The sequence below is a fragment of the Streptomyces sp. NPDC031340 genome (assembly GCF_055569945.1).
On sequence record NZ_JBVIIE010000011.1, the window covers coordinates 115,450 to 128,870 of the forward strand.

The following is a 13,421-nucleotide window of genomic DNA, read 5'->3' on the forward strand; positions in this document are numbered from 1 at the left end:
AGCGGAGGCCGGACGCATCTACAGCCTCACAGGTAAACAGGATGTAACAGACATCACATCAACTGTCTTCTCACAGAAGCCGCATAACGGTCCGCCAGGAGCGCCCCGGGAGGTCGGTCCTCGGGTCAGGAACGGGTGAGCGCCGCCCGCCGCCGGTGCCGGGCCACCCGTTCGCGGTTCCCGCAGACCTCGCTGGAGCACCAGCGCCGCCTGCGCCCCCGGGACGAATCCAGGTAGACGATCGGACAGTTGTCGCCCTCGCACTGCCGCAGCCGGGCCCGCGCGACGGGGTCCGTCAGCAGCTCCACGGCGTCCCGGGCGACCGCGCCGAGCAGTTGCCCGCACTCGGGCGGCCCGTCCAACTCCCGTACGAGCATGCCGTCCCGGCCCGGCACGGCGCGCGGGGCCGGGGGCGCCGTACGCGCGATCTCGTTGACCCGGCCGAGCGCGGCGCCGGGCGCCGGACGGGACTCGGAATCGGACTCGGGCGCAAGGCCGGCGTGCACCAGCCGGCTCACCTCGTCGCGTAGTTCACGGAAGGCGGTGAGCCAGCCGGTGTCCGCGTGCGCCAACGGCGTGCCGTCCGGCACGAGTCCCGCTCCGGCGATCCAGGCGCGCAGCGCGTCGAGGGAGTCGAACCGTTCCTCGGGATGGGTGGTCGCGAGCAGATCGAGGCAGATCCGCCCGGCGTCGAACCGCAGCTCGTACGGGGCCGTGGCCGTACCCAGTGCCATGTGCCTGTCACCGCCTCGGGGTCACCCCGGCCGCGCGGGGGGCCGGTGGGACGCCAGTGAAGGGGCCGGGAAACCGTCTCCCTCCTACAGTGCCCCTCCGCTCACAGCGCCGGAACCCCTCGTACCGGCGAGGGCGCGCGGGGCCGCTCGGGTCGACAGCCCGGCCGGGGTCAGGCGTCGGCGTACTTCGCGTCCGCGGCCGGGTCCAGGGCGAGCCGGTAGCCGCGTTTCACCACCGTCTGGATCAGCTTCGGCGCCCCGAGTGCCGTCCGCAGCCGGGCCATCGCCGTCTCCACCGCGTGCTCGTCGCGGCCGGCGCCCGGCAGCGCCCGCAGCAGCTCCGACCGCGCCACCACCCACCCCGGCCGCCGGGACAGCGCCCGCAGCAGCGACATCCCGGCCGGCGGCACCGGCCTCAGCTCGCCGTCCACCAGCACGGCGTGCCCGCGGATCTCCACCCGGTGCCCGGCGACCGGCAGGGCCCGTGCCCGGCCGGGCAGTTCCAGGCACAGCAGCTGCACCAGCGGGCCGAGCCGGAACCGTTCCGGCTGGACGGTGTCGATGCCGCGGGACTGCAACGGCAGCGCGGTGACCGGGCCGACGCAGGCCGGCAGCACGTCGTGGCGGAGGGCGTCGGTCAGCTCCGTCAGCAGCCCGCGCTCCTCGGCCCGCGACAGCAGCGAGGCCGCCGCCGGTGCGCTGGTGAAGGTGAGCGCGTCGAGGCCGCGGGAGACGGTGGCGTCCAGCAGCCGGTCCACCGGCCCGATGTCCTCCGGCGGCATCCACCGGTACACCGGGACCCCGACGACCTCCGCTCCCGCGGCCCGCAGCGACTCCACGAACCCCGGCAGCGGCTCGCCGTGCAGCTGTACGGCGACGCGGCGCCCGTCGACCCCTTCCTCCAGCAGCCGGTCGAGCACCTCCGCCATGGACTCGCTGGACGGCGACCACTCCTCGGTCAGCCCAGCCGCGCGGACGGCGCCCTTCACCTTGGGCCCGCGGGCGAGCAGTTCGACCTCCCGCAGCCGCCGCAGGAGCGGCTCGCCCAGGCCCCAGCCCTCGGCGGCCTCCACCCAGCCGCGGAAGCCGATCGCGGTGGTGGCCACCACGACGTCCGGCGCCCGGTCGATCAGGGCCTCCGTCGCCGCCAGCAGTTCGCCGTCGTCGGCGAGCGGCACGATGCGCAGGGCGGGTGCGTGCAGGACGGCGGCTCCCCGTCGCTGCAGCAGCGCCCCCAGTTCGTCGGCGCGGCGCGCGGCCGTGACGCCCACGGTGAAGCCCGCCAGGGGGCCGTGGTCCGGTCGCTGCTGTTCGTCGTACATGGCTCTCGTCCCGAACTCGAGTCGTCGTGCAGGCGATGGTCGCGGATCCTGCATACCGAACGAGCCTGTCAACGGCGAGTGACAGGCTCGGTTCGGCTTGATGTCGCCGGTGTTACGTCACACCTCGGCATAGCTGAGCTGCGGCTTCGTCTCCGCGGCGGCGGGGGACTGCGCCGTGGCGGCCGAGCGGCGAAGGTATACGGCCCAGGTCACCGCGAAGCAGAGGGCGTAGCAGGCCAGGAAGGCGACGAACGCGCCGGTGCCGGAGCCGTAGGAGAGGAAGGACTGGCGAAAGGCGAGGTTGATGCCGACGCCGCCGAGCGCGCCGACCGCGCCGATGAGCCCCATCGAGGCCCCGGACAGCCGCCGCCCGTACGCGGCCGCCGCCTCGCCCTGAAGCCCCTTGGCGAGGGCCTTGGTCTGGAAGATGCCGGGGATCATCTTGTACGTGGAGCCGTTGCCGAGGCCGGTGAGCACGAACAGGACCACGAACGCGGCGGTGAACAGCGCCAGCGACTTCTCCATCGAGGCGACGATCAGCACCGCGGTCGCGGCGCCCATGGCGACGAAGTTGTACAGGGTGATCCTCGCGCCGCCGTACCGGTCGGCGAGCCAGCCGCCCACGGGCCGGATCAGCGAGCCGAGCAGCGGGCCGATGAAGGTGACGTAGGCGGCCTGCAGCGGGGTGCGCCCGAACTGGTTGGTGAGCACCTGACCGAAGGCGAAGGAGTACCCGATGAACGACCCGAAGGTGCCGATGTAGAGGAAGGACATGATCCAGGTGTGCGGGTCCTTCGCGGCGTCCCGGGCGGCGCCGGTGTCGTTCCTGACGTTCTCGATGTTGTCCATGAAGAGGGCGGCGAGGGCGGCGGCGACGACGATCAGCGGGATGTAGATCCCGAGCAGCACGCGCGGCCCGCCGCTCGCGCCGATGATGGCGAGGGCGGCCAGCTGGATGACCGGCACGCCGATGTTGCCGCCGCCCGCGTTGAGCCCGAGCGCCCAGCCCTTCTTCCGGAGCGGGAAGAAGGCGTTGATGTTGGTCATGGAGGAGGCGAAGTTGCCGCCGCCGACGCCGGCCAGCAGGCCGACCAGCAGGAAGGTGGAGAAGGAGGTCCCCGGCTCCATGACGGCGAAGGCGGCGATCGTCGGGACGAGCAGCAGACCGGCCGAGATGACGGTCCAGTTGCGGCCGCCGAAGATCGCGACGGCGAAGGTGTAGGGGACCCGGGCGACAGCTCCGACCAGCGTCACCATCGAGGTGAGCAGGAACTTGTCGGCGGGGGTCAGCCCGTACTCCGGGCCCATGAAGAGCACCAGCACGGACCACAGGGTCCACACGGAGAACCCGATGTGCTCGGACAGGACGGAGAAGAGGAGGTTGCGCTTGGCGGTCCTCTCCCCGGTCTCGTTCCAGAAGGTCTCGTTCTCGGGATCCCAGTGCTGGATCCAGCGGCCGCCCCTGCTCGGGGGTGCGGGGGCAGTACTCGGGGCTGTCATGACGCCTCCACGGTGCGCTTCGGGCTCGGTGGTTCCCGAAGGTAGGGAGGGCGCGTTTCCGCCCTGTGGCACCGGGTGACCGCGAAGGAACGTTGCTCTCACCCGGCGCGGGGACGGGATGAGAGGTCACGGCCGCACGCCGCGCCTCCGAGCCTGGGTGGCGTAGGACAGGAACGCCGTCCAGGTGGTGGGGGTGACGGTGAGATGCGGGGCGGTGGGATGCTTGGAGTCGCGGACGTGTATGGCGGAGGGGGTGGTGGCTATTTCCACGCAGTTCGAGGCGTCGGGGCTGTAGGTGGACTTCTTCCAGTGCAGTTCTGACACGGTTACCTCAGATGGTCTGGGCGATGCGGTGGATGAGGTCACGGGACTCTGCGGGCTTGAGAGCGTTCGCCTCCATACGGTCGAGAACCAGACGGTATTTCTCCAACTGGGCCTCCGCATCGAGGAACTCACAGCCGTGGTGGGCGTCCAACTGGACGGTGTCGAGCTGCGGGACCGGCCCCACCAGATAGTCGATGGACTGTCCCGTACCGGGGAAGGACCCCTTGCCGAACGGGATCACCCGCACGGTCACGTGCTCGAACCGGCTCATCTCCAGCAGGTGGTGAAGCTGAGCCCGCACCGTGGTGGGGCCGCCGTATCCCATGTGCCCTGGAACGGCGTGCCGGAAAGCTGCTGTGGTTCGAGGTGAGCGGGCGGCGGGGTGAGAAGGAGTGACGTGACTCAAGTCAGGCGTCCACGAATTTCCGCCGGCAGCCGCCACGCTGGTCGTAGTGGAGGCCACCAGGCCGAACACCTCGGCCTGGTCACGCAGTAGACCCAGGCCGGTGATGGCTTCGCCGCCGTCGGCGAGCTCTTTTGTGTCGCGACCCCCGTGCCGTTGACTCCCACCCTTTGCCCTCTTTGCGCTCGAATGCTGCACTGCGGCTACTGGCCGATCTAGCGGAAACCGCAGTATATCCTCCGCCACTCCGACTTGGGTTTGATCCTAAAAGACGAAATCATCATGTTGCCGTGATCGCAATTCGGGCCTGTTTTCCATTTTGATCGGCCCGGAGAATTTTGCATTTCGCCGTATATGATCCGAGTGCGGCAAGGGATGCGTTGCGGCCATTCGCGCGCTGCACAGGCAAAGGGCCACCCGGAGGAATCCGGGCGGCCCATGATGTGGTGCCGGGGCTCGCGGGGGCGAGCGGGGCTGTCAGGCTCGGTGTCCTACGGCCTTGGGCTGTGGGCGCTTGTTGCGGTGGCCGTCCGGCCACAGGCGGGGGCTGCGCTTCGCCGCGAAGTCCTCGATCCAGCCGAAGGCCAGGATGCACAGGCCGATCAGCGGCCAGACCAGGAAGAACATCCACAGCGTGTACGTGGAGTCCAGCGCCGCCACCGCGCGGTCGCTCTGCATGAACGGCAGGTTGTACGCCTGGTCGATGATCGGGACCGTGGCCATGATCAGCATGTTGTGCCACAGGTAGATGGTGACCGCGCGGTTGTTGGACAGCGTCACCAGCTTGTCCCATCGGGCCAGCTTGCCCGGCAGTTCCTGCCACGACGGGGAGTACTGGAGCAGGATCACGACGAAGCCGAAGGACCAGGTCGCCTGCGCCAGCGGGATGTCGTTGAGGTCCCAGCCGTCGGGGCCCAGGTGGCCGGAGGCCCACCACAGGCCGAAGGCCATGATCAGCGCCGAGCAGGAGATGGCGATGTAGCGCGGGACGCGCTGCAGGACGCCCTCGTGGTGGGCGAAGCCCAGGACCCAGCAACCGCCGAAGACCGCGAAGTCGCTGACCGCGTTGCCGGTCTCGCCGGGAATGGTCACCAGGCCCGTGCCGACGATGGCGGTCAGGCCGAGGGGAGCCAGCAGCGTCGGCCACGGCGCCTTGCGGAACGCCCACAGCAGCAGCGGGGACGCCACCACGAACCACAGGTAGGCGCGCAGGTACCACAGCGGGCCGCATGCCTGGACGGCCCAGGTGTCCTCCAGCAGGCCCGACTTGGAGCCGATGTGCCAGGGGAAGGGCGGGGCGCCGATCGGGATCACGTAGTTGATCAGGTCGACGATGCCCCAGGTGCCGCCGTGGTCGGGGTCCTTCACCGGGTTCCAGCCGCCCAGGAACATCAGCGCCAGCGCCACCGCGCTGAACGCCCACAGGGGAGGCAGCAGGCGCCGGACGCGGCTCTTGATCACGCTCACCGCGGGGCGGTTCAGAGACCGCGCCATCAGGGAGCCCGCCAGCGCGAACATCACGCCCATGGAGGGGAACAGCACTGTCAGCCAGGCCCAGCCGAACAGGTGGTAGACGACCACGCGGACCAGGGCGATGGAGCGCAGCAGGTCCAGGTAGCGGTCGCGGCCCGGCTTCTTCGGCGCTGGCGCGGGCGCAGTCTCGGGCGCGGGCACGGTGTCGGGGGCGGCGGGCGCCGCCTGCGCGGTCCGCTGCTGCGGGAAGCCGTAGGACGGCGTCGACTCCGGGGTCCCGGTCGTGTATCCGTGGGTCATGCCACGGGCCTCCGATCACTGCTGCTGGTCGCAGTCCGCTGGCGTGGCACCGGGCCTCCCGGCGCCTCGACGACACCCGTGCGCCGCAGCTTCTGCCAGCGCAGGCGGCCGCCGGTGAGCGCCGTGATCCAGGACTGGAGCAGCACGACGTACATGAGCTGGCGGTAGAGGATCTGCTGCAGGGGCAGCGAGATGAGGTGGGTCATGCGTTCCTTGTCGAGACGGAACGCGTAGGCGGCGCACACGGCCTGGATCGCCAGGACGCCCAGCCAGGCCACGATCGTCTTCTGCGTCGGGCCGAACACCACGCCGTACAACAGGAACACGTCGATCAGCGGGGCCAGCAGCGGCGCCACCACCATGAACAGGGAGACCAGCGGCAGTCCGACGCGGCCGAAGCGGCCCGACGGGCCCCGCTCCACCAGCGCCTTGCGGTGCTTCCAGATCGCCTGCATGGTGCCGTACGACCAGCGGTAGCGCTGGGACCACAGCTGCTGCACCGACTCCGGGGCCTCGGTCCACGCCCGCGCCTTCTCGGCGTAGACGACCCGCCAGCCGTCGCGGTGCATCGCCATGGTGATGTCGGTGTCCTCGGCGAGCGTGTCGTCGCTCATGCCGCCGACCCGCTCCAGGGCCGACCTGCGGAACGCCCCGACGGCGCCGGGGATCGTCGGCATGCAGCGCAGGATGTCGTACATGCGGCGGTCGAGGTTGAAGCCCATCACGTACTCGATGTGCTGCCAGGCGCCGATGAGCGAGTCGCGGTTGCCGACCTTGGCGTTGCCGGCGACGGCGCCGACCTTGGGGTCGCCGAAGGGCTGCACCAGCTCGCGGACGGTGGCCGGCTCGAAGACCGTGTCGCCGTCCATCATCACGATGATGTCGTAACGGGCGTTGGCCAGGCCCCGGTTGAGGGCGGCCGGCTTGCCCGCGTTGAGCTGCCGGACGACACGGACGTTGGGCAGGCCCATCGCCTCCACGATCCGCGCGGTGCCGTCGCTGGAGCCGTCGTCGATGACGATGACCTCGATCGGGTGCTCGCTCGCCATCAGGGAGCGGACCGTGTTCTCGATGCACTTCGCCTCGTTGTACGCGGGCACCAGCACCGATACCGGTTCGGTCACCGGCGGTCCCCAGCTGAAGCGCCGGCGGCGCACCCGGCGGGCATGCATGCCGGAGAGCAGCAGCATCAGCACGAAGCGGGAGATGACCAGGGCGCCGATCACCGCGAGGCCGACGACGAGCACTCCGGTGATGTTGTCCGCCGCGCTGACCAGGAAGATCCACGCCTTGCCCTTGAGCAGTTCGACGCCGGCGACCTTGGTGTGGGCGCTGGGCGCGCCGAGCGCCTCGGTGAGGTTGTCGAACTCGTAGCCCTGCTCCTGGAGCGTGGGCAGGAACTTGTCGAGCGCCTGCACGGTCTGGTGGCGGTCGCCGCCGGAGTCGTGCATCAGGACGATGGCGCCCTTGCCGTCCTTGGGAGTGGCTCGGCGGATGATCTCGTCGACGCCGGGCTTCTGCCAGTCCTCACTGTCGGTGTTGTTGACGACCGTGATGTAGCCCTTGGTGCCGATGTACTCGGTGACCGGCCAGGACTTGTCGTCCATGGCGTCGGCGAAGGAGGAGTACGGCGGGCGGAACAGCGAGGTGCGGATGCCGGCCGCGCCGGTGATCGCGAGCTGGTTCTGCGACAGCTCCCAGTCGATGCGCTTCTTGGACTGGAAGGAGAGGTCGGGGTGGTTGAAGGTGTGCAGGCCGACCTCGTGGCCCTCGTCGACCATGCGCCTGACCAGTTCCGGGTAGCGCGAGGCCATGGTGCCGGTGACGAAGAAGACCGCGTGCGCGTGGTGCTCCTTGAGCACGTCCAGGACCTTGGGCGTCCAGGTCGGGTCGGGGCCGTCGTCGAAGGTGAGGACGAGGTGGTGGTCGGCCACCCGCAGGCTGGTGGTACGGCCGCTGCGGGTGTCGATGACCGGGCCGCCATCGATGATCTTCTCCGGCACCTTGTCGGCGGCTGCCTCGGGCTGGATGCGGTGGTCGGCGAGGATCTCGCTGTGCACATAGCCGCGCAGCATGAGCATCGCCATCAGGGCGACGAGCACGAGCATGGGCAGCAGCAGCCGCATGGGCACGCGGCGCCGGGAGCCGTCGGGGACCTTGTTCGCGGCCCTGCGACGGCGGGAGCGGGATGCCATCAGAGGTGGTACTCCGGGGACGTGGACGGGAGGGCGGGCGTACCCGGTTCCTCGGCGACGGGCGTCGGGGTACTCGGTCCGTAGGCCACGGCGCCGGTGCCGAGGCCGGCGCCGTCGCCGACGGGTGACTCGGAGGGGCCGGCGGGAGTGCTGCCGCCCGTGCTGGGGCCGGCCGACGGGGTGACCGGGTCGGCCGAGAGCGAGGGGACGGGCGCGCTGGCGCCGGTCCCCGGCTTCGACGTCGACGTGCTGGCCGACGGCTGGGGGTCCGCGGAGGCGCCCGACTGCCCGGCGTCCCCGGACGCGCCGGGGGCGACACCGGCGGCGCCCGGGGACGCCGTGGTGCCGTCGCTCGTGGTGGGCGACACGCCGGGCGAGGCGCTGCCGGTGGCGGAGGGGTCCGCCGTGCCGGAGGGCTGCGGGGAGGTGTCGATCTCGGCGGCGGGCTGGTCGTCCTGCTGGCCCGGAACGGGCAGCCAGGGGGCGTCGGAGCTGCCGGAGAGCAGGGTCGTGACGATGACGACGGCGTAGACCGCGCAGGCCAGGCCGATGGCCATGCCGATGCGGCGGAAGCGGCGGCTGCGGCGGCCGGACTCGTCGACGAAGACGGGCCCGTCGGAGCCGTCGCCGGCGGCCGCGCCGCCCTTGGCCCCGCGCAGGGCCATGTCCTGCCGCAGGCTGACGGCGTCCAGTTGGACGGTCACCTCGTGCGGGTCGTGGGTGTGCTCCGTGCGGCCCGAGGTCTGCCAGGGGTCGCGGACGGACTCACGCAAGGGGCCGCGCGGGGCGGCGGGGCCGGGCCCGGGCCGGGCCGACGGAGGAAGCACGGTGGTGTGGTCGGCGTCGGTCCGGGCGAAGGCGGTGTGGTCGGCGTCGGTCCGGGCGAAGGCGGTGTGGTCGGCGTCCGTCCGGGCAAAGGCGCCGGGGCCGCCGCTCAGCACTTGCGTGGCGTCGCCGAAGGCCCGGAAGGCGTCGTCGGGGACTCCGCTCGCTCCGGGTTCGGGAAACGCCTGGGTGTCTCCCCCGGTCTCCGGGAGAGCCTGGGTCTCTGATGCCGAACCGGCCCACTCCGGTTGGGCGTCTTCCCGCCACTTCTTCACGCGCACGCACAACCCCCCACGGGACAGTTCCGGGTGCGCCTACGAATCGAGCACCCGTCGGCTGAACCAGGCCCCCACCCGGTTCGAGCGCCCCCTTTACCAGGGCATGAATGTAGCGCACGTGGAGGATCCGTGGTGGCCACGTGTCAGTTGTGAGACGCCATGACCGCCTCGTCGGTAGCTGGAATCCATCCCTCGGACGGCCGTCGGAGCCAGTTTTCTGCGGCGGCGAGTTCGGCCGCGGCCCGTCGAAGCGCGTCGAATCCGGGATGGACCAGCCCCTTTCGCCACACCAGCGACACAGGTGAGAGCGGGACCGGGTCGACCAGGGGCCGCACCACGCTGCCTGGCATGGCCGGAAAGTCCGTCACGGCGAGGACGGGGTGGCCTGTTTTGGCCATCAGCCGCTGGAACTCCTCTTCACCGACGGCCAGCGGGGCGGGTGGCGCGATCTCGACGCCCCGTCCGTCGAACAGGCGGCGCGCGAGGTCGGTCCACTCCGGCGTACGGGGGTTCCCGGCGCCCGCGTACACCGTCTCGCCCGCCAGCGCGGCCAGCGGCACCGCCGCCAGGGAGGCCAGCCGGTGGCCCGCCGGCAGCACCACCGCCATCGGCTCGTAGCGGACGGGCTGGTGGTCCAGCAGGGCCCGCAGCGCCGGGTCAAGTCCCGCGAACCGGCCGAACGAGGCGTCCAGGCGCCCGGCGGCCAGCTCGCCCGCGGCTCCGGTGAGGCCGCTCTCGTAGCGGGCCATCAGCTCCTGCTCGGGGGCGAGTTCGCGGGCCCGGTACAGGACACGGCGGGCGGTGGCCAGGCCCGGGGAGTTGAGGTCGACCAGCAGGGGCCGGGCCTGCCCAAAGGCGGCGAGCAGCGCGTCCTGCGCCTCAAGGACCCGGCGCGCGTACGGCAGCAGCCGCTCGCCGTCGGCCGTCAGCGTCACCTGCCGGGTGGTGCGCACGAACAGGTCGGCACCGAGCTCGCGCTCCAGGCGCCGCACGTCCCGGCTGAGCGCCTGCTGGGCGACGTAGAGGCGGACCGCGGCGCGCGTGAAGTGGAGCTCCTCGGCGACGGCGACGAAGGCGCGCAGCAGGCGCGGGTCGAGGTGGGCGGGCATCCGCCGAACTTACAACGGGAGTGCGTGAATCGGGGCGGAGAAGGTGTTGGACCCGGTGATCGGGCGCGGGCGACGGTGGTGTCCATGCCCACATCCACCTCCAAGTCCACGCCCAGACCCATGTCCGCGCCACAGCCGCAGCCGCTGACCCCGCTCTACACCGTGACCGGCGACGCCCTGGTCGCCGTCGACTTCTCCCCCCGCTTCCGCCCGCGCCCGCCCGGCCCCTACCGCCGCCTGTTCGCCCTGCCCGGCGCGCGGGCCTTCACGGCCGGGAACCTGGTGGCCCGGCTGCCGATGGGCATGTTCAGTGTGAGCGCGGTGGTGATGATCGCCGGCGCCCGCGGCTCGTACGCCCTGGCCGGCGCCGTCACCGCGACCGGGCTGGCGGCGACCGCCGTGGTCGCGCCGTGTACCGCGCGGCTGGTGGACCGGCACGGGCAGGCGCGGGTGGCGGTGCCCGCCACGGCGGTCGCCGTCCTCGGTTCCCTCGCCCTGGTGCTGTGCGTGCGCCTCGGCGCCCCCGTGTGGACGCTGTTCGCCTCCCACGCCGCCACCGCGACGACCCCGAACACCGGCGGCATGTCCCGGGCCCGCTGGTCCCACCTGCTCCGGGGCGACGAACGGGCCCTGCACACGGCCAACTCCTTCGAGCAGGCCGCGGACGAGCTGTGCTACATGCTGGGCCCGGTCCTCGCGGCCTTCCTGTGCGGGTCGCTCTTCCCCGAGGCGGGCACGCTGGCCGGTGCGGTGCTGCTGCTGACCGGCGTGCTGGTCTTCGCCGCCCAGCGGTCGACCGAACCCCCCGCCCACCCGGTCAACGCCCGCGGGGCCGGGCGGCCGCCGTGGCGCGCGCCGGGCATGCCGTCGCTGCTCGCGGTGTGCCTGGCGACGGGCGCGGTGTTCGGCTCCATGGAGGTCGTCACGATCGCGTTCGCGGACGCACAGGGGCACCGCTCGGCGGCGGGCGCGGTGCTCGCCCTGCAGGCGGCCGGTTCGTTCGCGGCGGGCCTGCTGTTCGGGGCGGTGCGCCCGGCCGGTCCCGCGGAGCGCCGGCTGCCGTGGTGCGTCGCGGCGATGACGGTGCTGCTGACCCTGCCGCTGCTCGCGGCCTCCCGGGCCGGCTCGCTGCCGCTGCTGGCGGGCGCGCTGCTGGTCGCCGGGATGGCGACGGCGCCGACGATGGTCACGACGATGACCCTGGTGCAGGGCCGCACGCCGGCCGGCCGCCTCAACGAGGGCATGACCCTGGCGGTGACCGGCCTGCTCGGGGGTATCGCCTGCGGCTCGGCGACCGGCGGCTGGAGCGTGGAGCACCTGTCGCCAGCGGCCGGGTTCGGGGTGCCGGTGACGGCGGCGGCGGTCGCGTTGACGATCTCCCTCGCCCAGCGGCGTCTTCCGGACCGGCGTGACGAATCTGGTGCGATGCATTGACGGGCTCACAGCCCGCACCTACCTTCTGCCGTCGAAGCGCTTCGACGTCACGCATCGAATCGATTCGACGGCACAGCCGTCCGCCGCGTGACGCCCTGAAACCCATCCGGCTCCGTAGGAGGCACGGAATGTTGACAACACGAATGCGCGTGACGACGGTCACAGCGGCGATCCTCGGCGGGTCGCTGCTGCTGACCTCCTGCGGCGGCTCGGACAGCGCATCGTCCGACGGCAAGACCCTCCGGCTCTGGCACTACGAGGCGCCCAACAGCGCCATGGGCCAGGCCTGGAACGAGGCGATCAAGGAGTTCGAGGCCAAGCACCCGGGCGTGAAGGTGAAGGTCGAGGAGAAGGGCTTCGAGCAGATCCAGAAGACGGCGCCCATGGTCCTGAACTCCTCGGACGCGCCCGACATCCTGGAGTACAACAAGGGCAACGCGACCGCGGGCCAGCTGTCGAAACAGGGGCTGCTGACCGACCTGACGGCCGAGGCCACCGAGCGCGGCTGGGACAAGAAGCTCAGCGCCGGTGTGCGCACGACCAGCATGTACGACACCAACGGGGTCATGGGCTCCGGCAAGTGGTACGGCGTGCCGAACTACGCCGAGTACACGATGGTCTACTACAACAAGGACCTGTTCAAGAAGTACAAGATCGACGAGCCGAAGACGTTCGACGATCTCACGGCCGCCATGGACACCTTCGCCAAGAAGGGCGTCACACCGCTCGCCAACGGCGGCGCCGAGTACATCGCCCAGCAGTACCTGTACCAGCTCGCCCTCTCCAAGGCCGACCGCTCGTGGGTCGACTCGTACGAGCTGTACAAGGGCAAGACCGACTTCCACGACACGGCCTGGACCTACGCCGCCGACACCTTCGCCGACTGGGTGAAGAAGGGCTACATCAGCAAGAAGTCCACCAGCACCAAGGCCGAGGACGCGGGCGTCTCCTTCATCCAGGGCAAGACGCCGATCCTGTTCTCCGGCAGCTGGTGGTACGGCCGGTTCCAGTCGGAGGTCAAGTTCGACTGGGGCACCACCCTGTGGCCCGGCTCGAACCTGACCCTGGGCTCCGGCGGCAACCTCTGGGTGGTCCCGAAGAACGCCAAGAACAAGGACCTCGCCTACGACTTCATCGACATCACCATGTCGAAGAAGATCCAGAACCTGCTCGGCAACAAGGGCGGCATCCCGGTCGCGGCGGACGCTTCCGCGATCACCGACCCGAAGTCCAAGGAGCTCATCGCCAACTTCAACACGGTGAGTCAGCGGGACGGCCTGGCCTTCTACCCGGACTGGCCGGTGAACGGCTTCTACGACGTCCTGGTCTCCGAGACGCAGAAGCTGATGACGGGCAGCGAGAAGCCGGACGGCTACCTCGACGCCCTCCAGCAGGCCTACGACAAGGGCGCGCCGAAGCAATGACGGCCACCGTCGAACGGGGCCCGGGGGGGGGGGGGGGGCACCCGCCCGTCCGCCCGCCCCGCCCCCCCCTCCTCCCCTCTTTCCCCCCTCTCCTTCTTCC

General features: G+C 71.2%; 10 protein-coding genes and 1 pseudogene. 2 read left to right on the plus strand and 9 right to left on the minus strand.

Annotation, left to right across the window (positions count from 1 at the left end):
• Window positions 1–125: 125 nt before the first annotated feature.
• The 9 genes and pseudogenes from ACZ5GT_RS10875 to ACZ5GT_RS10915 form a co-directional block, all read right to left on the minus strand.
• Window positions 126–734 (minus strand): CGNR zinc finger domain-containing protein, encoded by a 609-nt coding sequence (locus tag ACZ5GT_RS10875; RefSeq protein WP_469018732.1) that lies wholly within the window; start codon window positions 732–734, stop codon window positions 126–128.
• A gap of 170 nt (window positions 735–904) precedes the next feature.
• The gene (locus ACZ5GT_RS10880; RefSeq protein ID WP_469018735.1) at window positions 905–2,056 is read right to left on the minus strand and encodes a uroporphyrinogen-III synthase; all 1,152 of its coding nucleotides are present in this window, start codon (window positions 2,054–2,056) and stop codon (window positions 905–907) included.
• A gap of 117 nt (window positions 2,057–2,173) precedes the next feature.
• Entirely contained in the window at window positions 2,174–3,556 is a 1,383-nt protein-coding gene (locus ACZ5GT_RS10885) for a nitrate/nitrite transporter (RefSeq protein WP_469018738.1), read from the minus strand.
• Between the two features lie 126 nt (window positions 3,557–3,682).
• On the minus strand, window positions 3,683–3,880 hold the full coding sequence (locus ACZ5GT_RS10890; protein ID WP_469018741.1) for a DUF397 domain-containing protein: 198 nt from the start codon (window positions 3,878–3,880) through the stop codon (window positions 3,683–3,685).
• A gap of 7 nt (window positions 3,881–3,887) precedes the next feature.
• Window positions 3,888–4,208 (minus strand): annotated as a pseudogene (locus ACZ5GT_RS10895) (Scr1 family TA system antitoxin-like transcriptional regulator); the annotation flags it as partial.
• A gap of 552 nt (window positions 4,209–4,760) precedes the next feature.
• Entirely contained in the window at window positions 4,761–6,056 is a 1,296-nt protein-coding gene (locus ACZ5GT_RS10900; protein WP_469018746.1) for an acyltransferase family protein, read from the minus strand.
• A complete protein-coding gene (locus ACZ5GT_RS10905) occupies window positions 6,053–8,251 on the minus strand; it encodes a polysaccharide deacetylase family protein (RefSeq protein WP_469018754.1) in 2,199 nt (732 codons plus the stop codon). The genes ACZ5GT_RS10900 and ACZ5GT_RS10905 overlap by 4 nt, the downstream gene beginning before the upstream one ends.
• The gene (locus tag ACZ5GT_RS10910; RefSeq protein ID WP_469018757.1) at window positions 8,251–9,357 is read right to left on the minus strand and encodes a hypothetical protein; all 1,107 of its coding nucleotides are present in this window, start codon (window positions 9,355–9,357) and stop codon (window positions 8,251–8,253) included. The genes ACZ5GT_RS10905 and ACZ5GT_RS10910 overlap by 1 nt, the downstream gene beginning before the upstream one ends.
• A 140-nt stretch (window positions 9,358–9,497) precedes the next feature.
• Window positions 9,498–10,463 carry a LysR family transcriptional regulator gene (locus tag ACZ5GT_RS10915; RefSeq protein WP_469018760.1) on the minus strand — a complete coding sequence of 322 codons (966 nt, stop codon included), beginning with the start codon at window positions 10,461–10,463 and terminating at the stop codon, window positions 9,498–9,500.
• Window positions 10,464–10,547: 84 nt separating this feature from the next.
• Between ACZ5GT_RS10915 and ACZ5GT_RS10920 the strand changes: the two genes are divergently transcribed.
• Window positions 10,548–11,897, plus strand: coding sequence for an MFS transporter (locus ACZ5GT_RS10920; RefSeq protein ID WP_469018763.1), 1,350 nt, complete (start codon window positions 10,548–10,550; stop codon window positions 11,895–11,897).
• Window positions 11,898–12,025: 128 nt separating this feature from the next.
• Window positions 12,026–13,321 carry an ABC transporter substrate-binding protein gene (locus ACZ5GT_RS10925; RefSeq protein ID WP_469018766.1) on the plus strand — a complete coding sequence of 432 codons (1,296 nt, stop codon included), beginning with the start codon at window positions 12,026–12,028 and terminating at the stop codon, window positions 13,319–13,321.
• Window positions 13,322–13,421 lie beyond the last annotated feature (100 nt).